Origin of the sequence: Anaerotruncus sp. DFI.9.16 (assembly GCF_024461615.1) — a bacterium.
Classification (GTDB): Bacteria; Bacillota; Clostridia; order Oscillospirales; family Ruminococcaceae; genus Anaerotruncus; species Anaerotruncus massiliensis.
This window is the reverse complement of record NZ_JANFZX010000042.1, coordinates 1-24,893: the sequence shown is the minus strand read 5'-3', so window position 1 is coordinate 24,893 and position 24,893 is coordinate 1. Positions and strand designations below refer to the sequence as shown.

At 64.1% G+C, this 24,893-nt stretch carries 15 protein-coding genes and 1 pseudogene; 10 read left to right on the top strand and 6 right to left on the bottom strand.

Annotated elements, in window-relative coordinates; genetic code table 11:
* Positions 1–13 precede the first annotated feature (13 nt).
* Positions 14–3,634, top strand: a complete 3,621-nt coding sequence (locus tag NE609_RS13030; protein ID WP_256152739.1) for an InlB B-repeat-containing protein — start codon at positions 14–16, stop codon at positions 3,632–3,634.
* A gap of 407 nt (positions 3,635–4,041) precedes the next feature.
* Here the strand turns inward: NE609_RS13030 and NE609_RS13025 are convergent, their stop codons facing one another.
* The 3 genes from NE609_RS13025 to NE609_RS13015 all read right to left on the bottom strand — a co-directional run bounded on the left by NE609_RS13025 (position 4,042) and on the right by NE609_RS13015 (position 5,541).
* Positions 4,042–4,320, bottom strand: coding sequence for a zinc-ribbon domain containing protein (locus NE609_RS13025; protein WP_101549517.1), 279 nt, complete (start codon positions 4,318–4,320; stop codon positions 4,042–4,044).
* Positions 4,321–4,426: 106 nt separating this feature from the next.
* Positions 4,427–4,981 (bottom strand): chromate transporter, encoded by a 555-nt coding sequence (locus tag NE609_RS13020; RefSeq protein ID WP_121587500.1) that lies wholly within the window; start codon positions 4,979–4,981, stop codon positions 4,427–4,429.
* Positions 4,978–5,541: a chromate transporter gene (locus tag NE609_RS13015; RefSeq protein WP_256152738.1), complete on the bottom strand. Its 564-nt coding sequence runs from the start codon at positions 5,539–5,541 to the stop codon at positions 4,978–4,980. Before NE609_RS13015 ends, NE609_RS13020 begins: the two co-directional genes overlap by 4 nt.
* A gap of 108 nt (positions 5,542–5,649) precedes the next feature.
* Here NE609_RS13015 and NE609_RS13010 point away from each other — a divergent pair, with 108 nt between their 5' ends.
* Both NE609_RS13010 and NE609_RS13005 read left to right on the top strand, forming a co-directional pair.
* Positions 5,650–6,525, top strand: coding sequence for a LysR family transcriptional regulator (locus NE609_RS13010; RefSeq protein WP_121587501.1), 876 nt, complete (start codon positions 5,650–5,652; stop codon positions 6,523–6,525).
* Between the two features lie 99 nt (positions 6,526–6,624).
* Positions 6,625–7,311: a manganese catalase family protein gene (locus NE609_RS13005; protein ID WP_101549525.1), complete on the top strand. Its 687-nt coding sequence runs from the start codon at positions 6,625–6,627 to the stop codon at positions 7,309–7,311.
* Between the two features lie 63 nt (positions 7,312–7,374).
* On the opposite strand, the gene NE609_RS13000 is transcribed toward NE609_RS13005, so the two are convergent.
* Positions 7,375–7,737: a helix-turn-helix domain-containing protein gene (locus NE609_RS13000; RefSeq protein WP_256152737.1), complete on the bottom strand. Its 363-nt coding sequence runs from the start codon at positions 7,735–7,737 to the stop codon at positions 7,375–7,377.
* 149 nt (positions 7,738–7,886) lie between these two features.
* Here NE609_RS13000 and NE609_RS12995 point away from each other — a divergent pair, with 149 nt between their 5' ends.
* From NE609_RS12995 to NE609_RS12965, 7 genes are all read left to right on the top strand, one after another.
* Entirely contained in the window at positions 7,887–8,069 is a 183-nt protein-coding gene (locus tag NE609_RS12995) for a hypothetical protein (protein WP_121587505.1), read from the top strand.
* A 174-nt stretch (positions 8,070–8,243) separates the two neighbouring features.
* Complete coding sequence (locus NE609_RS12990; RefSeq protein WP_256152736.1) at positions 8,244–18,272, top strand: hypothetical protein; 10,029 nt, start codon at positions 8,244–8,246, stop codon at positions 18,270–18,272.
* An 85-nt stretch (positions 18,273–18,357) separates the two neighbouring features.
* Positions 18,358–18,990 (top strand): hypothetical protein, encoded by a 633-nt coding sequence (locus tag NE609_RS12985; RefSeq protein WP_121587507.1) that lies wholly within the window; start codon positions 18,358–18,360, stop codon positions 18,988–18,990.
* A gap of 182 nt (positions 18,991–19,172) precedes the next feature.
* Complete coding sequence (locus NE609_RS12980; RefSeq protein WP_101549536.1) at positions 19,173–19,547, top strand: BMC domain-containing protein; 375 nt, start codon at positions 19,173–19,175, stop codon at positions 19,545–19,547.
* Positions 19,548–19,551: 4 nt separating this feature from the next.
* Positions 19,552–20,073 (top strand): EutP/PduV family microcompartment system protein, encoded by a 522-nt coding sequence (locus NE609_RS12975; RefSeq protein WP_101549537.1) that lies wholly within the window; start codon positions 19,552–19,554, stop codon positions 20,071–20,073.
* A gap of 170 nt (positions 20,074–20,243) precedes the next feature.
* Positions 20,244–20,954 carry a response regulator transcription factor gene (locus NE609_RS12970; RefSeq protein WP_121587508.1) on the top strand — a complete coding sequence of 237 codons (711 nt, stop codon included), beginning with the start codon at positions 20,244–20,246 and terminating at the stop codon, positions 20,952–20,954.
* Positions 20,917–23,208 carry a HAMP domain-containing sensor histidine kinase gene (locus NE609_RS12965; RefSeq protein WP_256152735.1) on the top strand — a complete coding sequence of 764 codons (2,292 nt, stop codon included), beginning with the start codon at positions 20,917–20,919 and terminating at the stop codon, positions 23,206–23,208. Before NE609_RS12970 ends, NE609_RS12965 begins: the two co-directional genes overlap by 38 nt.
* Before the next feature lie 97 nt (positions 23,209–23,305).
* Here the strand turns inward: NE609_RS12965 and NE609_RS12960 are convergent, their stop codons facing one another.
* Positions 23,306–24,115 carry an alpha/beta fold hydrolase gene (locus NE609_RS12960; protein WP_256152734.1) on the bottom strand — a complete coding sequence of 270 codons (810 nt, stop codon included), beginning with the start codon at positions 24,113–24,115 and terminating at the stop codon, positions 23,306–23,308.
* A gap of 76 nt (positions 24,116–24,191) precedes the next feature.
* Positions 24,192–24,893: pseudogene (locus tag NE609_RS17655) on the bottom strand (hypothetical protein); the annotation flags it as partial.

Genomic DNA, 24,893 nt, shown 5'->3' with positions numbered 1-24,893 from the left:
CCCGGCGGACTGCATGGGCGTACCCACGGATAGGGACGGCGATGACGCGGATAAACCCGTCTGTACCTGCGCGATCGCCTGTTCGGAGGACGCGCCGAACGGAGACTGCCCTGTCTGCCGGGAGGACCCGGCGGACTGCATGGGCACCTCGGAGGGGGACGGCGATGACGCGGATAAACCCGTCTGTACCTGCGCGATCGCCTGCTCGGAGGGCGCGCCGAACGGGGACTGCCCCGTCTGCCGGGAGAACCCGGCGGACTGCGGCCGCGCGCCGGCGGTCCTGCCGGACGCCGGGGCGGCAAACGGGCTCCTGGCGGCCGAAGGTGCGGGCGCGCCGGAGGAACCCGAAATCGTTGTGTATTTCCACAGCAACTGGCCCGACGCGGAAGATGAGACGGTCGTCAGCGCGCCGGTCCAATCGAAGAGTTTGTATATTTGGCTGTCCGGCCCCTGGGATGTGTTCGATTCCTCGCTGGATTTGAATACATGGAAATTTGTCGGCTGGAATACCCAGAGGGACGGAAGCGGAAGAAGCTATGCTTACCATGACAAGGCGTATATCAAAAATTATGGGGATGGCCTGCCGATAGAATATCATTTTTATGCGCAGTGGGATACAAACTCAGGCCCGATGGGCTATCGCGTCACTCTGGATCCAAACGGTGGAAAAATTTGGGACGATGATGAGCAGAATTATATCGACGCCCCTTTGGAAATCCATCTTCCGGAAGCCATCCTCTCATGGGAATATGACTTAGTTGACGTTGAGTATGAAGGATTTGGTTTTACAGGCTGGTGCCGCGACAAAGAGGGAAATGGGAAAATTTATCTGGATGAGGACATCGCCCTCTGGGAGGAGACGACCACCCTCTATGCGCAGTGGAAATCGTGGGCTGTTCCATCGGTGATCTTTCATCGGAACCTTTCGGAGAATGACGATTGCACCGTTGTTTGGGATGGACCTTATGTTCCGTGGCCGGATGAGATATCCGGCTTTGAGATAACCGAGGAACAGGCCGACCGTTTCCTTTTTTGGACGACGGAGCGGGACGGCGGCCAGATTTTGGGATCGTGGGGGGAAATCCCCGCGGATTTATATGCGCAGTGGACAAAAGCGGAGGACGGCCGGTCCGTAACCTATTATGCCGATGATCCTTACCAGGGACCCAATGTCGATTATCAGGTGTTCGACCTCTCGTCGGAAACGGCCCTGCGGACTCCGGAGGAACTGGGCTTTGACCGGGAGGGATTCCTGGGCTGGTCCGCGCGGGTCTATTTTACTCATCCCGATGAAGAGATTTACCACTGGTTTACTCAAACGGATTTTGAACAACGCAAGAAAGACCCGGATGTGCTGGGGATTGAACTCACCGCCCGCTGGGCAACCGGCGGCCATATCCTTTACGATGGAAACGGCAACACGGAGGGGAGTGTCCCGATGGATCCTGCCTTCCATTCCATCGACGAAGATGTAACGTTGCCCTTCCCCGCGGACCTCAAAAAAGACGGCGGCGTCCTGACCTCCTGGAACACGGCGGCGGATGGGAGCGGGAAAGGCTACTTCCCGGGTGGGAGAGGCCCCCGGCTGTCCGAGGATTTGACGCTCTACGCCCAGTACGCCGCGCTTGTCGAGCCCGATTCCTGCCGTGTGACCTACGACGCCAACGGCCTCGGCGGGACGGCGCCCGCCGATCCCACCGTCTACCGGTACGGCGAGGGCGCGGTGGTGCTTTCGCCCGACGGGCTCGTGCAGGGCCCCGGCCGCGAGTTCCTGCTCTGGAACACGCAGCCTGACGGGCAGGGGCTGGATTACCTGCCGGGCGGGACGCTGCGGGTCGCCGGCGACGTTACGCTTTATGCGATCTGGGGCAGGACGTATACGCTGACCTATGATGCGAACGCGGCGGAATACACCGGGGAACTGCCCGCGCCGAAAAAATATCTTCAGGGGATCACTGCCCCTGTGGCGGGCTACACCCTCCACCGGGACGGCTGGCTCCAGCTGGGCTGGTCCACCGAACCGGACGGAGGGATCATATACGGTTCCCGGTATGGCAATGATATAGTCCCAGTGACGGAAGACACGACCCTTTACGCGGTGTGGGTCAGCCCTCTGCGCGTCCGGTACGAAACCGGGCTTCCCGCGGACGACCCGGACCAGGCAAGGCTTGAAGCGCTGCTGCCGACGGACGAGGAGAGCTACCGTTACGCGGGTTCCACGGACCCGGCCTATCCCTCCGAAATCGAGGTCAAGGCCCCCAGCGAGCCGTTTACACGGGACGAATATTATTTCGACGGCTGGAAATACGAGAAAAAATATTACTGGGGCAAGCCGTATGACGTCGAGGTCCTGCCCGGCGAAACCATTGACATGTGGAATTACGATCCGGATGAGCCGACGCTTGTCCTGCGCGCGGTATGGCGGGCGAAAGCCGACATCCGCCTGATCCCCTATGACGCGAATCTCCCGGAGGGAAAAACACTGATCGGGGAGCTGCCGCCGGACTTCAGAGCGCCAAAAAACAGGAACTTTGATTATTATCCGCCTGACGAACCGATCCCCGGCTGCGAGGGCTATCTCTTTGCCGGATGGGACGTCGTTGAAAAGAAGGACGGGACCACCCGGATTACCATGTCCTGGGTCGATGGGCTTGGTTTTGTATCGGGCTCTTCCGCATATCTGAACCGGGGCACCGACTATGTCATCCGTGCCCGGTGGGTTAAGCCGGAAGAGATGCGCACCATGACCGTCCGGTTTCTCGACGAGGACGGCAGCGTTCATGTGGGGCCCGACGGGAAGGCGTGCACAGTCGACTATTCAGTGCCGAAGGGTGTCCGTATTTATGCCGAAAATCTCCCCGACTTCTCGTTCGGAGAGCAAAATCCGGATTGGTATATTAATTACTTCTGGCCCAATGAAGAATTTGTGGACTGGTCTTTTACAGTAGACGAGGACATGACGATCATCATGCGGGCATTCGCTCCTACCCGGGGCGCGGACTTCTCCGTAGACTTCCAGGCGGGCGCATTCGGCAGCCTGCGGCCTGCCGACGGCGGACCGCTCGTCCGGATCGTTTCCGGAGGGGCCATGATGAGCCAGCCTCTCGCGCAGACCCTGGATATCGGGGTTCCCGAGCCGGTGGCGGACGCAGGCTATCATTTCGTCGGCTGGAACTTGGAAATTGAATACATGCAGGGGCCCTCCAGAATGTCGGCGCCGGTCGAGACGAGCCACGCCGAAGAGCGGCTTTTTTTCCTGTCGCAGGTGGATCCGGCGGCCTATGTTCCCGTATGGCCGTTGGACAACTATTATATCTCTAAGCTCACCTTCACCGCGATGTTTGCCCACGACCCGGCGTCCGACCCCGGCGGGGACGATCCCGCCCCGAATCCGGGCGGCGGGGGCGGCGGAGGCGGCGGAGGCGGCGGGGGCGGTTCCGCCCCGAAGCCGCCCGAGCGTCTCCTCAAGCCGCTCGATCCGAAGCCGTTGGAAGACCCGGAGCCGCTTGAGACGATCGTCATCGAGGAAAAGCCGATCCCGCTGACGGGGGACGGCTCCCTGCCCGGGCTCGCGCTGCTGGCGCTGGCCGTCTCCGGATGCGGAATCCTCCTTTCCCGGCGCAGAAAGCCGTAGCGGGAGGCCGCGCAAAACAGCACAAGAGCCGTATGGGCGTTTGCCCATACGGCTCTTGTGCGTGTGATCGGGCGGGCGCCGCCGAAGAAAAACGGCGCGCGGATGCCTATCCCTTGACGCGGGCGAGGCGCAGCCCCAGCTTCTCCGCGAGCGCAAAGACGATTTCATCGCCGAACAGGGAGGCCAGCGTGGGGAATATCTGTATCAAAAAAGCTCTCATAGCGGCTCCTTTCTAAAAACGGGTTCCATCGAATTGCTTTCAGTATACGGGCGGTTTGTGGCGCTGGTATGGAAAAACCGGCAACAATCCGAGAAAAAACGGTGAACGGACAATGAACCCGCGCGGGAAGAAGCGCCGGGACAGAAAAAAAGTGTGCCCCCGAAGGGACACACTTAAGAGCGACTGGTTACCTTCTATTCGAGAAGCACTCACTGCAATAAACAGGGCGGTCGCCGCGCGGCTCGAAGGGGACCCGGCAGGTTTTTCCGCACTCGGAGCAGACCGTCTCAAACATCTGGCGCTCGGAATTGCCGCCGCGCGCATTTCCTTTTCTGGCATCGCGGCAGGGCTTGCAGCGCTGCGGCTCGTTGGTGAATCCTTTTTCGGCGTAGAATTCCTGCTCGCTCGCAGTGAACTGAAATTCGTTTCCGCAGTCTTTGCAAATGAGTGTTTTGTCGTTGTACATGAGATACCTCTTTAAAAATATTATGCTAGTTGACAAGCATTAATTTAGTATACGTCAAAAATGCGAAAAAGTCAATGGGAAAATGCGGCCGGACCATAAATTTCCGTCAATAGAGGAACAAGCCCAGCACGCCGGTGACCGCCATCAGCAGGACGGGATTCAGCTTCCACCTGCGCAGGGCGAAAAGGGAGGCGGCGAACACCGCCAGCGCGGCCCAGTCGGGCATCGCGCCGGGCGCGGGGGCGCCGGTCCCGAAAAAGGCGAGCAGCAGGATGGTACCCGCCGCCGACATGATCAGCCCCAGCGAGGCCGCCTTGAGTCCGCCGAGCACCTCGAACACATATACGGACCTCCGGTAGCGGCGGAAGAACGCATACAGGACCAGGGAGAGCGCCACGCCGCACAGCACGCAGCCCACGGTGGCGGCGACGGCCCCGGGGACGCCCGCGATCTGCAGGCCCACAAAGGTGGAGGTATTGACGGCCAGCGGCCCCGGCGTCATCTGCGAGATGGTGATGATGTCGGTAAAGACCTTTTCGCTCACCCACCCCGCCCGCTCCACCACCTGCTCCTGGATCAGGGGGATGATCGCGTAGCCGCCGCCGATGCTGAGCGCGCCGATCTTGAAAAAGGTATAGAACAGCGTCCAGATCCGGTTCACCGGCGCGCCCTCCTTTTCAGCAGTACCCGTCCCACGCAGAGCAGGCAGCTCGCGGCAAGGATCAGGGCCACGTTGACATTCAGCACGAAGCTGGCCAGAAAGGCGCACGGGATCATGGCGGTCAACAGCGGCGAGCGTTCCTTGAGCAGCATGCGGCACATGTCGATGATCAAATCCACGATCAGCGCGGCCACGCCCGCCTGCATGCCCTTGAGGACCGCGGCGATCACCGCGTTGGCCGCGAAGGCCGCGTAAAAGGCGGAGACCAGCCCCAAAATGGCAAGCGGGGGCAGGATGGCGGCGATACAGCTGAGGACGGCCCCGCCCAGGCCCGCCGTGCGGAAGCCCGCCAGCGCGGAGAGGTTGATGGCGATCGCGCCCGGCGTGGACTGCGCCACGGCCGCCATGCTCACCAGCTCCTCCTCGGTGAAGCACCGCCTGCGCTCCACGAAATAGCGGCGGATCATGGGGACCACCACATAGCCTCCGCCAAAGGTGAACGTGCTGATGAACAGGTTGACGCCCAACAGCCAGAGGTAGGGCTTTTTTGTTTTCTCCAAGTTTGCACTCCCTTTCCATACCCTATGATTATAGGACTGGAAAATCGATCTGTAAAATGATATAATTATATGGATCACATCAATTTGATTCATGTCAGGGGGAACGTGATGAACCTGCGGCATTTGGAGATTCTGGAGGCGGTCGCGCGGGCGGGCACCTTTACCGGGGCGGCGCAAAAGCTGTTCCTCACCCAGTCGGCGGTTTCCCACGCCGTGGCGGAGCTCGAGCGGCAGGCGGGCGCGCCGCTCTTCGACCGGATGCCGCGCGGCGTGCGCCTGACGCCCTGCGGAACGCTGCTTTTGGAGGAGGCACAGGGGATTCTGGCCGCCTGCCGCGAGCTGGAGGGGCGGCTCGCCGGCCTGGAGGAGGAAGCGCCCGTAAAGCTGGTGTCCAGCATCACAATCGCATCCTTCCCGCTGCCGGAGATCCTGCGGCGGGTGCGGGAAATACTGCCCGGGCTGCAGGTGCAGGTGCGGGTGGTGAGCGCGGCCAGCGCCGTTGAAATTTTGCAGAGCGGGGAAGCGGACCTGGCGCTGATCGAGGGCGCCGAGCCAAAGGGGATCTTTCGCAGCGAGCCCTTCGGGTCCTACCGGCTGTGGGCGGCCTGCGCCCCCGGCTTCCCGCTGCCCGCGGAGCCGCTGACGCCGCGGGAGCTGTGCGCCGCGCCGCTGCTGCTGCGGGAGCGGGGAAGCGCGATTCGCGACACGCTGGACAGCACGCTCTTTCTCGCCAACCAGACGGCGCGCCCTCTGTGGGAGAGCGTGAACTCCACCGCGCTGATCCAGGCCGCCCAGGCGGGCCTGGGGATCACCGTCCTGCCGGACCTGCTGCTGGCGGAGCCGGTCGCGCAAAAACGGCTGCGGGTGGTTGCGCTGGACGGCGTCGACATGCGCAACGAGATGCTGGCGGTGCGCAACAGGAACCAGCGCCCTTCGCGCGGCCTGCGGGTGCTGCTGGATGCCGTCGGCGGAATCACGGCGTAAAAAAAGGGAGACGATTTTCGTCTCCCTCTTTTGCATTTTGAGGGATGATTCGGACAATCCGGGAAATAATATTCCAAAAAGATTGGAGGAGGCATCCCAATGTTCAAACATGAAAAAATGTTGTTCCATCCGGTACGGGTCGAAAAACCCAACCCGCAATACGCCGTCCTGCTGCAGGAGCAGCTGGGCGGGGCCAACGGCGAGTTGAAATCGGCCATGCAGTATATGTCGCAGAGCTTCCGCATCAAGGACGCGGCGATCAAGGACCTCTTTATGGATATCGCGGCGGAGGAGCTCAGCCACATGGAGATGGTGGCGACGACGATCAACATGCTCAACGGCCACGACGTCGACAGCCAGCAGGTCGCGGCGGGCGAGATCCAGAGCCATGTCCTGCTCGGACTCAACCCGGGGCTCATCAACGCGTCGGGCTATTCCTGGGTGGCCGACTATGTCACGGTCACGGGGGACCTGTGCGCAGACCTGCTTTCCAACATCGCGTCGGAGCAGCGCGCCAAGGTGGTCTACGAATATCTCCACCGGCAGATCGAGGATAAGCACGTCCGCGAAACCATCGACTTCCTCCTCAACCGCGAGGAGGCGCACAACGCCCTCTTCCGCGAGGCGTTCAACCGCGTGCAGGACTCCGGCTCGAATCGGGATTTCGGCGTCACGGAGGACTCCCGGCTCTATTTCAATCTCTCGACGCCTTCCCCGGCCAACGGCTTCGGTGACACAAAGGCCGCGCCGCCCAGCTTCAACAACCCGAATACGCGTCCTTCGTAGCGCGGCAGCCGCCGCGCGGGGGAGCAAAAAAGGAGGCGGACAAGCATGCTTGTCCGCCTCCTTTTACTCTTCGGGCGTCCCGGGGTGGCCCCCGAGGCGCTGGCGAAATGCCTTGATCACATCCAGGATATAGAGCTGTTCCTCTTCGGAAAGTTCCTTGGCGAGCTCGTAAAGCTCCGCCAGAACGCGCGCGCTCCGGGACGCCGCACGTTTGTCCTCCATCTCGCCGCCGCCGGTCATGAGCCAGTTTTGGCTGATTTTGAGCGTTTGGCAGATGGCGTTGATGACGATCGGCTGCGGTGAAGTTTTGTCTTTTTCCAGATTGTAGATTACCCCGCGCGAAACGCCGATCTCCTCCGCAAGGGAGTTCTGCGTGTACCCTCTTTTTTTACGGGCATAGTTTAAGCGCGCACCCAGCGTATCCATAGCATCACCTCATGGAAATTATAACCTATTTGCAATGCTTTTTCAATGATTATTTTCACTGACAGTGAAATTTGTTTGCAAAAGTATTCATTGACACTGAAAAATAGGCATGTTATAATTCAATTATAAAGCATTAAGGAGGGAAAAGGATGACGGAGTGGGAAAATCAGAGCCATTTGTCCGGATACGCCGGGGAAATCATCGAACAAGCAGCGGAATTGCCGTTGGAGGATCAGGTGCGGTTACTGCTCATTGCACGCGGAATGGCGTTCACCAGAAACCTGATGCGCTCCATCTCGGATGGCCCCACCCCGTCCGGGAAGAGCGCCTGAGCGGCCGCATCCATTAGACGTGGCCGTTATTCCCAGGAAGGATGAAGCGTGCAGGCCCTTCCGGCGAGCATCTGAATACTCTGCACAGACGGAGAAAATCCTTTTTATCGGGACGGATCCTTCGGAGAGGGCGGTCCTGACCAGGAGGGGACATTTTAAGGAGGTTAGAGACACATGAGAAAGACCGAGCGGATTCTGTCTGCCATGTTGGCCCTGATCCTGACGCTCACCATGTCGATGGGCGGCACGGTATCGGCCGCGGACGCGGGAAGCGCGGAAATCCGGGCGTCCATCGAGGGCGGAGACCTGACGGAACCGTCCTTTGTGGGCGGGATGGTTCTTCGCATGAGGAGCTTCTTCAGCGCCGGAACGAACGGCGAGACCTGGCCTCACGGCGACGCGCTCGCCATGACCGAATATCAAAACGGTCCGGTCAGCAAGGAGTTCAACATTGTCAAGACGCCGGCGGGCGCGACCGCCACGGCGAGCGGCGGCTATGACGACCAGGGCCGCCAGATCGTTTCGGTGGAGGTGCTCGGGGCGGCGGATGCCGACGGGAACATCCCGGTGAGGGCCGCCGCCGTAAATCCCGGCGAAGCGACCGTCGTCTACACCATCCGCAAGAGCGGATACAGCCCGGCGACCGTGGAGCAGAAGGTGCAGGTCTTTGACCGGATGCGCCTTGCCAGCGAGGATTTCCCGGAAAAGGACGAGCTGATTTACGCGGGCACCGCGCGCGACTTCACCTATAGCGTTTCCGGAACCAACGGCGATATCCTCACGGAAAACGCCAAATTGGAAATGTCCCCGATCAGCGCGGCCACGCTGGACGCCGCGCCCGGCACCGGGCGCGGAACGCTTAACGCGATCTCGGCGGTCTACGGCGCGGACGTGTCCCTGACTGCCGGAAGGATCGCGGACAAGCCCTATCCGATGTATTTCTATGACGATTCGGAGGCGCTGGGCCGGACGATCTCCGTCTCGGATTCCGTCCTGTTCAAGGATCTGAAGTCCTCCCACCCCGGCCTGGCGGCGGCGCTTTCGGGCGATAAGGGCGGCCAGACGATCACGGCGGGCTTTACCTACGGACAGTTCGCCGACGACCAGTACCTCGAGTTTGCGACCGTGCCGAAACAGAAGGTGGCGCTCTCGATCGATTCGGTCACCTTCCGCGGGGAGGAGATCGGGATCTCGGAAAGCGGCTTTGCCGTTTCGATCACGGGCGACACCGGGATCGCCAGGCTGACCGTCCCCAAGACGGCCGGCGCGGGCGACTACGCCATCCGGCTGCTCGCCTCCCGCCCCAACGCCTATCTGGAGACGCCGCTGACCGTCAACCTCACGGTCGCGCAGGCGCAATTCACCGGCGTGGGACTTGCCTACAGCACGGGCGATCCGGAAGGACCCGCCTGGGCGGATGCCGTGGACGGCAAAATTTCCGCCAAGTTCAACGCGCGGTATGAAAAGGCGTTTGACGTTTCGCTCACCAGCGGCGACGAGCGCCCGAACGGCGTCACCACCTTCGCCTCCTACCGTGTGTCCGGGCTGCCGGAGGGCGCCTCCTTCGAGGGGAACGTCCTCTCCCTGTCGGGCAAAAACCCGGTGGGCAGCTATCTCATCCCGGTCACCCTCTATGACCCGGCGGGCAACTATGCCGACGCCGAGCTGGCGCTCACCTACCAGGTGGACAACACCTATACGATCGCGCTGAAGGACGTCACCGGCAATCTCGTCGGGAACGCCGAGATCGTCAACGGCTCGGACATCGTCGCGACGGTCCACCTGCCCTATGAGGACGTGACGGGCAGCAACAAGCTGAACCTCGTCTTCTACCAGGACGGCGAGGACGGCCGCATGAAGGCCGCGACTGCCGCTGCCAAGCTGGCCACCGGCGAGGGCGCCGTCACCGTCAAGAACAACGTCGTCACCGTTCCCAAGCGCCTGCCGGTGCTCGCGGAGGGGGAGACCTACGACCTTGTTACGACGGTCAGCGCCGACAACTACAACGATGCGCGGCTGACGGTCAAGATCATCGTCGACAAGGCGGCGATCACCGTGACCGACGTGGCGAGTTCGACCACCAACAGCAGCTACCAGACCATCGCTCCCGCGGCGGACGGCGAGACCTACGAGGCCGACCGGTTTGCCTATGGGGAGAACAAATACTTCCGGATCACCTCCGACTCCAAGAGCAGCGCGCAGTTTACGGCGGCCTCGCTCGTCTCCGCCGACGAGCCGGAAACCGACCTGCGGGACGCCTACCTGGTGAAGGAGAGCTTTGCCAAGGGCAAGAGCCTCATCCAGCTGGCGCCCGGGCTTCCCACGGGGGACTATGAGCTGACGCTGACGGGCGAGAGCTCCTCGTCCGACAAGGGCGGCAACTACCAGACCAAGACGATTGTCATCAAATTCACGGTGGCGCAGTCTCCGCTTTCGGTGGAGATGCAGGTGACCGGGGACGGCGTGAAGGCCGGGACCGGCGCGAACAACTTCGTCGTCACCCAGAAGGTCGCGGATTCCGGCCTCGTCTACACCTACCGGGTGGAGGTCACCGGGCCCGAGGGCGCGGTCGACACCGCGCAGGTGGCCCTCGACCCGTCCTCCGCACAGGCGGGCGATTTCGACGAGGCCACCGGGACGCTGACCATTCCGGCGGACACCGAACCGGGCGTCTACACCTATGTCTTTAACGGCACCGACAAGAGCTTCCAGCCCGGCAAGGTCACGCTGGTCGTCACGGTCGGCGACTACGCGCGGATCACCAGGATCACCTCCAACACGAGCACCGTCAAGGCGTTCGCGCCGGGCGAGGACGACAAGGGCTTCGACTTCCGCACCCGCGCGCCGGAGGGGGTCAAGACGGTCCTGACCCTCACCAGGGACCCGGCGAACGCCAAGGTGGCCCTCGCCGTCACGAACGGCAGGGGCGAAGCGGTCAAGACGATCAAGCTGAACACGGTCGGCGACAAGATCGTCGTCCCGGCCAGCCAGGCGGCGGGCACCTACCATCTGACAATGGAGGTCACCCACGCGTCCCGTTCGGCGATGACCTACACGCTCGATCTGCGGGTCGTGGGCAAGAATGAAATCACCTCGATCCACGACGAGGGGGAGGTCTACTCGACCGTGCCGGCGGACGGCGCGGCCACGCTGGACATCGACCTCTCCAAGCTGAACGACTTTGACGGCGCGTTCCTGGTCGCCACCAACGAGGGCACGACCCACATCGACGACACGATCGACGTGGAAAACTGCGTCCCCGCCGGCGCGGTCACCTGGGACTTTGCGACCGACACGCTGAACGTCGACGTGACGAAAGCGGGCCGCATCACCACCGACCTCGTGGTCGACAAGGGCAGGCCCTCCGAGACGATGACCAGACTGACGGTCAACGTCATCCCGGCGGTCACCGTGACGGACAAATCCGGCGAGCTGACCCTTTCGGACGGCGTCTACACCGCCGAATCCAAGGCGGGCGAGGGCAATCAGATCACGATCGCGGCGAACCCGTCCGCGGGCTGCACGGTCGAGACGAGCCTTTCCTCCGCAGAGATCCAGCAACTGCTGCAAAACAAAAAGATCACCGTTCTCGGCAACGTGATCACCGTTGCGAACGACGCACCCGCCGGTACGGTGGAAATCCCCTTCCGGATGAGCGGCACTTCCGACCGCAACATCACGCTTGGCTCCGGCTTCACCGTCCGGGTGCGGGTCGGCGCGGGGGACATCACCGCTTCGGTCTCCTCTCCGCTGATGGACGCGCCCGCCGTGGTGACGGAAAACAAGGTCGAGCTCACCCACGGCTACGGCGCGGATGAGGTCTTCACCATCAGCACCACGCCCGAGACGACCCTGTCGCTCGTGAGCGAGAGCGTCAACAACCTCATCTTCAACAGCGCGAACAAGACGGTCACCGCCAAGGCCAACCTGGCGGCCGGCACCTATACCCTCCGGCTGAAGGCCGAGGCGCAGTACTATACCCCCTTCCTCTTTGACGTCGTCGTGGAGGTCGTGCCCGCCGCCGAGGTGGCATGGACCGTCGCCGGCGCGGACGGCGCGGAGATTTCTCCCGACAAGACCGGCGTCTACCAGCTGCCGGTCAACCGCAGCGAGGGCGGGAGCTTCACGGTTTCGACCGTGCCCGCGAACGCCAAGGTCACCCGCACCGACAAAAACGCGGAGATCACCTCCGGCGACAACCGGACCTTCACCGTCCCCGCGAACCTGTCCGGGGACAGCCTGCAGGTGACGCTCAAGGGTACGAATAAGAACTATCTCCCGAGCGAAATCACGATCAGCGTCAACCTGGTCAGCGACGCGCGGCTGACGCCCGCCGCGACGGTCGGTGACAAGACCTATTACGCAGACGCGGACGGCGTCATCTCCGTCACCCTCAAGGATCTCGAAAAGGCCGCCCTGTCCACCAATGCGGCGGACGCGGTCATCACGAAGCAGATCTCCGAACAGGCCGGGTTCAACATTGCGAATTCCGGCGTCCGCGCCAACGGCGCCAAGGCGGGGACCTACGACTTCCCGTTCAGGGCCACGGCGGAAAACTATCTGGACACCGACTTCACCCTGCGCGTGACGATCGCCCCGATCGTCGAGTACAAGGTGGACGACGACACGGATTACGCGGCCGTTACCGAGAGGACCGTCGAGGTCGGCTATGGCGACGGCGCCCAGATCCCGGTGCTCGCCAAGCTCGCCAACGGCGACAACGCGGTCACCCTTTCGGCCGGCGCCACCCCGCTCTACACCGCTTGGAGCAACGGGGTCCTGACCATCCTGCCGAGCGCCCCGGCGGGCAGCTATACGATCAAGCTCACCCCAAGGGCGGACGGCGTTTCGATCCCTGGCGCGCGCCTGACCCTGACGGTCAAGGTTCTGAGCGGCAGGATCGCGGTCGATGCGGCTTCCAACCTGTCGGGCGATCTCCCGAAGCAGGACGGCCCGGACGGCGTCGTCTTCACGGCCTCCCACTTTGCGGGCGAGACGCAGACGATCACCTTCTCCGACAAGGTCGGCGCGGCCTACGGCTTCACCGGAACGAGCTGGCCGATGGGCTTCGCGCTCAGCGGCAGGACGCTGACGATCGCCCCCGAGGCGATGGCCGGGGAGTATTCGCTCCCCTTCCAGGCGTCGAAGAAAAACTATGAGCCGACCGCCGTCACCCTGCAGGTGAAGGTGGCGACCGACACGGCCTCCTTCTATGACACGGAAGTCGCCGTCAACGACGACGCGCAGCAGGCGTCGTCCGAGCCGTCCGTCGGCGCGGCGGTCGACAACCGGCGCGTCTATGACATCCGGGTGAAACCCGGTCAGACGGTCTCCGTCACCACCGGCGTAAACATCGCCGCCGACAGGATGACGGTGGACGCGCCCGACGGATGGACGGTCAGCAAGACCGATTCCATGGTCACCTTCTCCTTCCCCGAGACGGCCGTAACCGGCGAGACCTACACCGTCAAGGTGGACTACCCGCGCAGCGTGGACAACCGCGCGACCCAGGCGGTGGTCAACATGACCGCCGTGGACAAGAGCCAGCTCGCGCAGCCGGTCATCTCCGGCCTCAGCCTGGCGGTCGATCCGTCCGACGAGACGAGCGGCACGGTCACAGTCAGCTGGAACGCGGTGGAAGGCGCCGCCTACTACCAGCTTTACGCCGGCGGCGAACTGAAGGTGGAAACCGATTCGGCCAGCGCCCGGCTGGGCATTGGCGCAGGTTACGCCGGCAGCCTCCCGACGGTTGAGGAGAACGCTTCCCTCACGGTGAAGGCGTTCCCGGCCAAGGGCAGCGGAAACGCGGAATCCCCCGTCTCCGACCCCAAGACCCTGACGATTACCCGCACGGCGCTGGACGACGTCCGGTTCACCGGAACGGTCAGCCGCACCCCCGCCGACGGTAAGACGCGCTTCTTCTTCCAGCCCGTTGCGGACGCGGCCGGCTACGCGGCCACCGAGGACGGCGAGCCGGTGGAGAAGGCGCTCATTCAGGATTCCAGCAGCGGCGGCAAGTACTACCTGACCAGACTTGCGCCCGGCGGCGGGCTTACGGTCGGGCTCCGCGCGCTGGCGAAGGAGGGGTCGCTCCTCCACACGGATTCGGCCGAAGAGAGCTTCAAGACCTATCAGGCCGACGCGCTCAAGGAACTGACCGTCCTGATCAACGGCGAAGCGGTCGGCGGCGACGGCGTCACCGATACCTTCAAGGCGGGCACCCTGACGGCTCCGAAGCAGTATTCCGTCGCGGTCGGGGAGACCGGAGGGACCATCAGCATCGCAGTCTCAGCGGACGACGAGTCCTACAAGGACATGGTCAGTTCCACGGACGGCGTCGCGGTCGAAGTCCCGGCGGATGTGGAACCCGGAACCTATGCCTTTACGATCACCGTAACCCCGTCCGGAAACTTTGACGGCGTCTATCAGGAGACGGTCAAGGCGCTGACGATCGTTGTCGCCGAGAAGGATTCCTTCGACGTGAGCGGCGCCGCCCTCACCCTCGAGACGCAGTTCACGGCGGATGAGGAAGTCAAGGGGGTCCGCGCCTCGTGGGATGCGGTCCCGAACGCGGAAAGCTACGACCTTCTTGTAAACGGCACGCTGGTCGAGCATACCGCGGAGACCGCGGCGACGATCCTCCCCGCCAAGATCAAGGCGGGCGACACGGTTTCCGTCGTCGCGAAGGCCCCCGGCTACAACGACGGCACGCCGGTCACAGCGGTCTACGAATACGCGCCCGCCAAGCTGGCGGCCCCCGTGGTTACCTTCGTCTACGACGGTGAAACCGGGGAGCTGACCGCCTCGTGGGAGGCCGTCGAAGGCGCCGCCTACTACCGTGTGGACCCGAGCGCCGATTGGGGCGACTACAACACCACCAACAACCAGGCGCTCACAGCGGTCCGGAATATTCAGAGCGGCACGGCGGTCGACTACCCGATCGCGGTCTGGGCGATGGCCAGGAGCGGTTCGGCGAAATACGCCGATTCCGACAGGACGGAAGCGGTCTACCACTATGACCGCCCGACCCTGACGGCCGACACCACGACCACGACGATCAACCACCTGTCCAGCGCGTATCCGAACGGCAAGACCTATACGATCAAGGTCGAGCCGGCGGGCGCGGCGATCGCGATCGCCGACAGGACCCCATCCGTCCCGGGCATTGTGCCCAACCAGGACGGCACGATCTCCATCTACAGCACCGCCAAGGAGACCGGCGCCCCGCTCATCTATGACGCGACGGCGACGCTTGACGGCTACCAGACGCTCAACTTCCAGATCGCGGTCAGCGTCCTGCCCGCGCCACCGGCGACCTTCCAGTACCAGCTGGGCAAGAGCGGCGAGTGGACGGACCTCACGGACGGGCAGACGATCACCGCAACGGAAGGGGAAGCCCTCCTGCTCTATCTCCAGTCGGACAACACCAGTTTTAATCCCAAGACGATGATCAAAAAGGACGCGGACGGCAGCGCGGACATCAACGTGGCCTCCGCGGGCATCTACGCCCCCGGCTCCGCCCCGGCCGGCAGCGCCTCCTTCACGATCACGGTTCCGGAGAACGATCTCTTTGCCGAGACCACGCTGCACTTCACCGTGGAGATCGCGGAGAAGCCCGCGCTCGACCTCTCCGGGATGACGACGGCGTATACCTACAGCCTCAAGGGTGCGGAGTCCATCCAGTACTCGAAGGTCATCACCGATGAGGTCCGGGCGGCCTATCCGGGCGCGACCGTGGGCTTCAGCGTCGATCCGAGCGTGCTGAACTACGGCCCGGCCAAACCCGTCGGCGGCGAGACCTACACGGTCACCGTCTCGAATGTGGCGGGCCACAAGGACGGCAGCTTCGAGGTTACGATCACGGTGGTCGACGACCGCGACGAGCTCTCGGTCGATGACTTCACCTTCACCCATCCCTACAAGAAGACCAGCACCGCTTATCCGGTCGCGGTCGATGGCGCGGCGGTTACCGTCACGACCACCCCGCTCCCGGCAGGCATCAGCTGGAGGTCCGATAACAGCACCCTCTATGTGAACAGCGACGCCAAGGTCGGGGAGTACACCCTCGACGCGACGGCAAGCAAGCCCGGTATGAAGGACGCCTCCTTCCGGATCATTGTCACCGTCACGGATGAGCGGCAAGGGCTGACCATCCTGCTGAACGGCGGCGCGGTCACCGCGGACCCGGTCGAGACGCCTTACGGCGTGCGGAAGGACTTCGCGCTGTCGACGGCGGAAAGCCTGACCAGCCCGACGATCGAGCTGACGACGACCGACGAAGCCGGAAAGGTCAACTTCAGCAAGGACGGAAAAACCATCATGATCTATGAGGGCGGCGCCGAGGGTACGACCTATACGGTCCATGCGAAGATCACCCCGACAGGCGACGACGCGAGGGCCTATAAGGCCACCGAGGCGGACATCACCTTCGTGGTGGGCGCGCCCAAGCGGATCGAGGACGTCCCGGCGGACGTCGCGGAGACCTACTATGCCGACGAGACGGGCGAGCAGACCCTGACGCTGGACATCCCGGCGGGCCTCACCCTCAAATCGCTGGCGGCGGGCTTCGACAATTCGAAAACCCAATTCGCAATTAACCTGAGCGCGAAGACGATCAAATTCACCCCGTCCAATGTAGAGCCGGCGGTTTACGGCTTCACGGCGACGGTCGGCAAATCCGGCGGTTACGCGGATGCAACCTTCACCGTGACCATCACGGTGAACGACGCCTCCGCCCGTCCGGAAATCACCCTCAACGAGTCCACCGACATCATCGTCGACCTCAAGGACTTCCACGGTGAGACGAGATCCTTCACCACGGGCGAGGGGATCGCGGTGACCCTCAGCGGCATTTCGAGCGCCCCGGCCACCGGCCAGATCCGCGCCGAGAACGGCGACCTGCGCATCGGCGCGGACATCACCGAGGGCGACTACGCGGTGACCGCGGCGGCCAACGCAGCGGGCTACAAGGAGACCCAGGTCGCCTTCACCGTCCATGCGAGCGACAGCACGCCCGCGATCACGGTGCTCGGAAAGGACTTCACCTACGTGCGCGGCCAGTCGCAGTCCAGCTTCACCGTGACGACCGACCCGGCCGACGCGACGGTGACCATCACCGACGCACGGTATGTCGGCCTCAACGTGGACGGCGCGACGATCAGCAAGGACACGAGCGCGAGCTATATCGGAAGCCCCGCCGACGGCACCTACATCTACCAGGCCACCGCGGCGAGGGAGGGCTACAGAACCGCGAACTTTGAGGTGACGGTCGCGATCTCCACCAAGCCGGACGAGGCGCTCACGATCGACGGGAACGCCTTCAGCGTGAAGCAGGGCGAGGGCGCGTCCTTCACCCTCGGCTTCAACTCCCAGGCGGCAGTGATCGAGGCGGAAGGCACCTTCTGGGACGACGCGACCATGCAGGAGCCCAACCGGCCGAAGCTCACCAGGGCGGATAAGACCATCACCGTGGGCACGGACACCCCGGCCGGCACCTACACCCTGACGCTCAACGTCACCGGCGGCAGCGGCTACACCGACGCCACCTTCACGGTCACCGTCCACGTGCAGGAAGCCAATGCGTTTGAGATCGCGGACCAGAAGATCAGCGTCGAGGTTCCCGAGGGCCAGGCCTTCGGCGGCCCGCAGACGATCGACTTCGGAGACACGGACACCGCCGGCATGACCTTCTTCGTGGATCCGACCAACTACGGCGACAGGATCTTCCTCGGGATGAGCGGCACCAAGGCGCTGGTCTTCCTGACGGACGACGCGCCGGAAGGCACCTTCTACTTCATGGTGACCGCACAGAAGGACGGCTTCAGCACCGAATTTGAAATCGCGCTTGAGGTTGTCCGCACGGCGGCCAACAACCTTCTGGCCTCCCCCGCCAGTCTGGAGGAGCCGCTTGAAAAGGCCCCGTCCGCGGAGGAGGAGCCGAAGCCGGACGATGAACAGTCCATGGAGGGCCAGACTCCTGACGGCGAGACCCCCGGCACGGAAACCCCCGGCGAGGATCAGTCCTCCGGCAAGGAACCGGGCATCGACGTCCAGCAGCCTCCGAAGGAACAGGACGCCGGGCAGAAGCAGCCCGGAGCCGAACCGGGCGGCGATGGGACGGGGAGCGAAAGCAAGCCCGAGGTCGCCCCGCCCCCGACCGATTCGAAGGAAACTCCCGCCGAAAGCGGCGGAACGACCGAATAACGCCGGGCCAGGCGGTTTGAATCTTCAGGGAGCCGGGGAGGGGGCTCGCCCCCTCCCCGTCCCCAAGTAAAAGGGAGGTATCCCCATGGGAAAAAAGATTTTGGCAATGCTGCTGGCGGCCGCCCTGGCCGTGGCGTTCGCGGTCCCGTCGGCCGCGGTTTCGGGCAAGGTCGCCGGAGGCGCGGACGGAACCGTCAAAACGGTCGACACCCGGCAGACGATTGACACGGCGGACATCACCTACCAGAATATGCGTGTGGAAAACAACCTCACGATCTCCGAGGAGGTGGGCCGCGGCACGGTGACCCTGAAAAACGTGGTGATCACCGGCACCCTGCTTATCAGGAGCGGCGGCCCCGTGGTTCTGGACGGCGTCACCTGCCCCAACGTGACCATCCAGAACCCCAAATACAAACCCACCGTCATTGCAACCGGCTCCACCTCCATCGACACCACCTACCTCAAGGGCAACTGCGTCATTGAGGAACGGGACCTGTCGGCGGGCGGGGAAGGCTACATCGACGTGGTCTACAGCCCCAACGTCAACTACGAGCTGACCAACGTGTCGCTCGAGCGGATGACCAAGGGCGTCAACGCGCCGGCTTCCGGCAGGAGCTTTGCCGGCAGTTCGAGCGGTTCCGGCGGCGGTTCGGGCGGCTCCTCCACCTTACCGTCCGCGGGAGGCAGCGTGGGCGACCTGGTCGAAAACAAAGGCTGACAGCAAAAATCCCCCGCGTCGGCGGGGGATTTTTGCTGCCCTGATGATCAAAAGCTGATCAATCCTGACCACAAATACAAATCTTGACCGCGTTTGCGCAAAAGCGCCGCCGCGCATGGCTTTCCCGCCGCGGGTTTGCTACAATAGAAACAGAGTGACCGGAAGGAAAAGGAGGCGGGCGCATGGCGTATGAGCGGGCGGAATCTCCGGAAAAGCAGCGGATCATCCAGGAGCTGGTGCCGGGCAAGCAGGTGACGCTGGCGCATGTGATCGCCAGCCCCGACAGGATCATCTACCAGAAGCTGGGGCTCGATCCCGAGGCCGATTACCGGCAGGCGGCGATCGGCATCCTGAGCATGTCCCCGGCGGAAATCGCCGTGATCGCGGGCGACCTCGCGCTCAAGACGGCGAGCGTCGAGATGGGGTTCATCGACCGCTTCAGCGGCACGCTGATCTTCACCGGCCTCATCTCCGACGTGGAGGCCGCCATCCACAGCATCCTCGCCTACCTGGAGGGGACGCTGGGGTTCACCGTCTGCGCGGTGACCCGGACGTGACGGAATGAAAAAGATTATCCTGATGGGACGCAGCGAATGCGGCAAGACGACCCTCTCCCAGGCGCTGCGGGGCGGTGAGATCGCCTACCGGAAGACCCAGTATATCAACCACTACGACGTGGTGATCGACACGCCGGGCGAGTACGCCGAGACGGCCTCGCTCGGCCGCGCGCTGGCGCTCTACGCCTACGAGGCCGACGTGGTCGGCCTGCTCTGCGGCGCGACCGAGCCCTACTGCCTCTTTCCGCCCTGCGTCGCGGCGGCCTGCACGCGGCCGGTGATCGGCATCGTGACCCGCATCGACGAGCCGGGCGCCAACCCCGGCCGCGCCCAGCGGTGGCTTGAGCTCGCGGGCTGCCGCCCGGTTTTCCGGGTGAGCGCCTATTCGGGGGAGGGCATCTGGCGGATTCTAAGCTACCTGAAGGAGCCGGGGGACCGGCTGCCGTGGGAGAACGCCGAGGAGGCGGAACGTCCGCGCACCGTCCTTTCGGACAAATACGGGGAGACGGGGCGAAAACGCCCCTGAAAGCCGGAAGCATTGCTTCCGGCTTTTTTTGCATACTATCCACGCGCGGCGGGATGTGTTATCATGGATGCTGAGGGCGCGCCGGAGTTGTAAGATTTCCGTAAGAAACGCGTCCATTTTTTTGTAAGGAAACCGCATTAGGATAGAGACAGGCCTAAGGGGGAGATCAGATGAACGAATGCGTGCTGGTGGTCGACGACGACCGGGAGATCGTGCAGGCGATCGCGCTGCTGCTCGAAAAGGAGGGCTACCGCGTGCTGCGGGCCTACGACGGGATGGAGGCGCTCGAACAGGCGATGGACCGTTCGGTGAGGCTGATGATCATCGACGTGATGATGCCGAGGCTCGACGGGCTGTCTGCGGTGATGAAGCTGCGGGAGCGGCGCAACCTGCCGATCATCGTGCTCAGCGCCAAGAGCGAGGACACCGACAAGGTGCTCGGACTCTCGATGGGGGCGGACGACTACGTCACCAAGCCCTTCAACCCGCAGGAGCTGGTGGCGCGGGTGCGCAGCCACCTGCGGCGGTACACGAGCCTGGGGGACATCAACGCGTCCGGGACGGGGGACGAGATCCACAACGGGCGGCTCAGCTACAGCCCGGAGGAACGCGTCCTGCGCGCGGACGGCGACCCGGTCAAGCTGACGGCCACCGAGACGAAGATCGTCGACCTGCTCATGCGCAATCTGGGGCGCATCTTTCCCGCCGAGGAGATCTACCGGCGGGTGTGGGAGGAGGACGCCTTCGCCGCCGAAAACACGGTGATGGTGCACATCCGGCGCATCCGGGAGAAGATCGAGCTCAACCCGAAGGAACCAGAATACTTAAAGGTGGTATGGGGAATTGGATACAAGATCGAAAAAGTGGAGGGCGGCCGTTAGCTTTACGGCCTTTTTTCTGGGGATCAGCCTGCTTCTGACGAGCGTGCCGGAGGCGCTTTCCCTCCTGACGGGCGGCTCGTGGAAGCGCACGTCGGTCGCGGACGCCTTCCAGGAGGACTACCAGAATACGCGGGCGTTCCGCGACGCGGTCGCAAGCTACCTCGAGGATTTTCTGACGATGGCCGTCGGCGGAAACGCGAACTACTCCGAATACAGCGTCTCCTACAACGGCGAAATCACCTCCGCGGTCATGGAGGCGGCCGAGGTCGCCGACGCGATCGGCGAGTACGGCTCGGGCGGCTACCACGGCTGGGACGACGGCTACGATTTCAGCGTCACCATCTCGCCGCCGTCGAGCTACGGCTCGTCCGCGCAGGCGGCGCACGACTACTTCAAGGAGGACAAGAACGTCCTCTACGACATCCGCTACGACGGCGAGCAGAAGTATACCAACGCCGAGGGCACGGGGCTGGACGGCCCGAACCTCAAGCTGCCCGAGGGCTACAATTTTCTGCTCTGGTTCGACGGGAGCAAAGTGCGCGTCGTCAAGGACGGCAAGGAGCTCGACATCTACGGTGACGGCTACTACCGCGAAGGGAAGGACTGGTACGTCCCCGGGTATAAAAACTTCACGGTGGACGAGGAGGCCGCCCGCGCGAGCGTGGTGATCGCGGCGGCGAAGAGTCCGATGCTCTACGTGCGCGGCAGCTACGGGAACAGCTCGGCCGAGCGGCAGAACAACCGCCTCTACTGGCTCGAGCAGAACCTGAAGGAGAGGCGGGACCGCTACACCGGCATGGCCGCCTCCTGCGCGGCCGGCGTCCTGCTGCTGGCCGTCTGGTTCCTGCTGCGCGGGGACAAGCGCCGCGCCGACGCGGCGATCGCACGGGTGACGGGGCGCGTGTGGTACGAGGGCAAGCTCCTGCTCCTGCTGGCGGCGCTGGCGGTCTTCCTGGCCGGCCCGCAGGACGCCCTGCGGGAGCTCACCTATATGGTCCGGGAGGAATATCTCGACCCGTGGATCTTCACCTACTACGCGCAGGAGCTCTCCCGCAACGGGTTCTCCCTGCTGGTGATCTTCTGGTCGGCCTATCTGCTGATCAACGACTGGAGGCACAATCCGAAGCCCTGGAAGCACAGCCTCACCGGGAAGTTCTGCGCGGCGGCGCGCGCCTCCGATCTGAAGCTGCCCCTCCAGCGGCGGATGGTGCGCCGGTTCGGCGCGGTGCTGATCGCGGCCGCGGCCTTCGCGGCGTCGGCGCTGGCGCTCTACGCGGGCTTCCGCGTCTATAACCGCGACTCCCTCTTCGCGTTCCTGCTGCTGGCGGGGCTGCTGGCGCTGCTGCTCTGGATGCTCTACCGCTTCGCGCGGGGCAACCGGGAGACCGCCCGGGACATCGGCGCGCTGGTCGGGCAGATCGCCGCCGTACACGCGGGCGGGCTCACGATGCCGCTCGACCTGCCGGAGGACGCGGACCTCGCGGCGGCGGCGAAGGACCTCAACGACATCCAGCGCGGGATGAACGAGGCGCTTGAGGAGCGGATGCGCAGCGAGCGGATGAAGGTGGAGCTGATCGCGAACGTCTCCCACGACATCAAGACGCCGCTCACCTCGATCATCAGCTATGTGGAGCTTTTGGGGCAGGAGGAGGACCTCCCCGAGCATGTGAAGGACTATATCCGCATCCTCGAGAGCAAGTCGCAGCGGCTCAAGACGATGGTGCAGGATGTGTTCGAGGTGAGCAAGGCGGCCTCCGGGCAGCTCCCGGTGACGCTCGAGATCCTCGACCTGGGCAAGCTGCTGCGCCAGACGCTGGCCGACATGGCCGAGCAGATCGACCGCAGCGCGGTGACGGTGCGGGCGGAGATTCCCGAGGAGCCGGTGATGATTACGGCGGACGGCCAGCGGCTCTACCGCGTCTTCCAGAACCTCGTGCAGAACGCGCTGCAATATTCGCTGGACGGCTCGCGGGTGCACGTCAGCCTCGCGGCGGACGGGACCACGGCGGTCGCGAGCGTCAAAAACACCTCCCGCGAGGAGATCGCGAGGAATAAGGACTTCACCGAGCGGTTCGTGCGGGGGGACGACGCCCGCACCGACGGCGGCAGCGGGCTGGGGCTTTCGATCGCGCGCACCTTTACCGAGGCGTGCGGCGGGCGCTTCTCGGTGGAGACGATCGCGGACCTCTTTGTCGTGACGGTTGAATTCGCCAGGCAGGCGGCGGAGGAACAGGCGGAACAGGCGGGGGACTGACTTCGGGAAAATCTCCTTTCCAACAGGAGGGGGCGCGCGGAACATACCGCGCGCTCCCTCTTTGCGTAAGCTCCGTGGAACCCGATAGCGGGCCGGTTCAGCACGCCAAAAACTGGAGGAAACAGGAATTGAAACGGTCGAGCTCGTCGTAGAAGATGCCGTGGCCGCTCTGGTCAAAGGGATAGAGGACGGCGTTTCGGATCCCTTGCTGCGTGACGAGCGCGAGGTCGAAGGGGACGACCCGGTCCTGCCGGCCGTGGAAGACGCCGGTGGGGACGCAGACCCTTGCGAGGTCGGTGCGGCCGTCCTCGTCGCGCAGGGCGCAGGCGGTCTGGATGGTGGCGATGCCCGACGCGGAGAGAGAGACGTCGCCCAGCCAGTCGGTGATCGCCTGGCTGTGGGGAAGCGTGAAGAGCATCCCGCCGAACTGCCGGATGAGCGCGGGGCGGTCGGTCGAGGCCCCCGCGACCCACTGGTCGACCGCACTCGCGGGGACGCCGTGGCAGAAGCCGGGGGCCTGCGTCAGCCTGGGGGCGGCGGCCGAGAGCAGCGCGAGCTTTTTGACGCCATAGCCGCGGTGGCGGGCCATGTAGCGCAGGACGATCGCGCCGCCCATCGAGTAGCCCGCGAGGGTGAAATTTTGCAGGTTGAGGGCGCGCACGACGGCGTAGATGTCGTCGGCCATCCGGTCGTAGGTGTAGCCGCAGGCAGGCTTGTCGGAGCTGCCGAAGCCGCGCAGGTCGATTTCGACGACGCGGTAGCCCTTGCAGATGAGCGGCGTCTCCTGGTATTCAAAGATGCGGTGGGAAAGCGGCCAGCCGTGCACGAGGAAAACGGTCTCGGCGGCCGTGGAATTTAAATCATAGACGGCGATTTTGACGCCGTCGTTCGTTCGGACATAAAACATGGAAAGAATCCTCCTTCCTCCCATTCTATGCGCCCCGGCGGACGCGGGTGCGGGAGGAGGGCGGGGCCCGGGACGGTCATTCGTCCGCGAGGCGGACGAGGGTCAGCTGGATCGAAACGGCTGCCATGCGGTCGACCGCGTCGAGCGTTTCGACGGGCGTAAGGTCGCCCTGCGCGGCGCGGAAGAGGCAGAGCCGGTCGCCCTTCGCCAGCCGCGCGATTCCCGTTCCCGCGCAGGGCGTGGCCTCGCCGTCCTCGGCGCGGCCGAAGCTCGCGTGCCCCGCCGTGTCCGCGCCCTTCTCCGAGCGCAGGACAAACACCCCGGAGAAGCCTGGCGCGAGCACCACCCGGTGGCTGATGAGGTAGAGCCCGCCCACCGGGACGGTGACCCACCCGTCCTCGAGCAGGAATCCGCCGGCGTTGCAGGGACTTGCCTGCGCGAGCGGCAGCACGCTGTTCGGCTGCAGGACCTGCCGCCCCGCCGTATAAAAGCTCGCGGCCGCGAGCCCCGCCGGTCCCGTTTCGCCGCGCGGCCCGGTCGGTCCCATCGCGCCCACGGCCCCCGTTTCGCCGCGCGGGCCGGTCGGTCCCGTCGCACCCGTGGCCCCCGTTTCGCCGCGCGGGCCGGTCGGTCCCATCGCGCCTGTGGCCCCCGTTTCACCGCGCGGGCCGGTCGGTCCCATCGCGCCGGTTGGCCCGATTTCGCCGTTCGGGCCGATTGGTCCCGTCGCGCCCGCGGTCCCCGTTTCACCGCGCGGGCCGGTCGGCCCCGTCGCGCC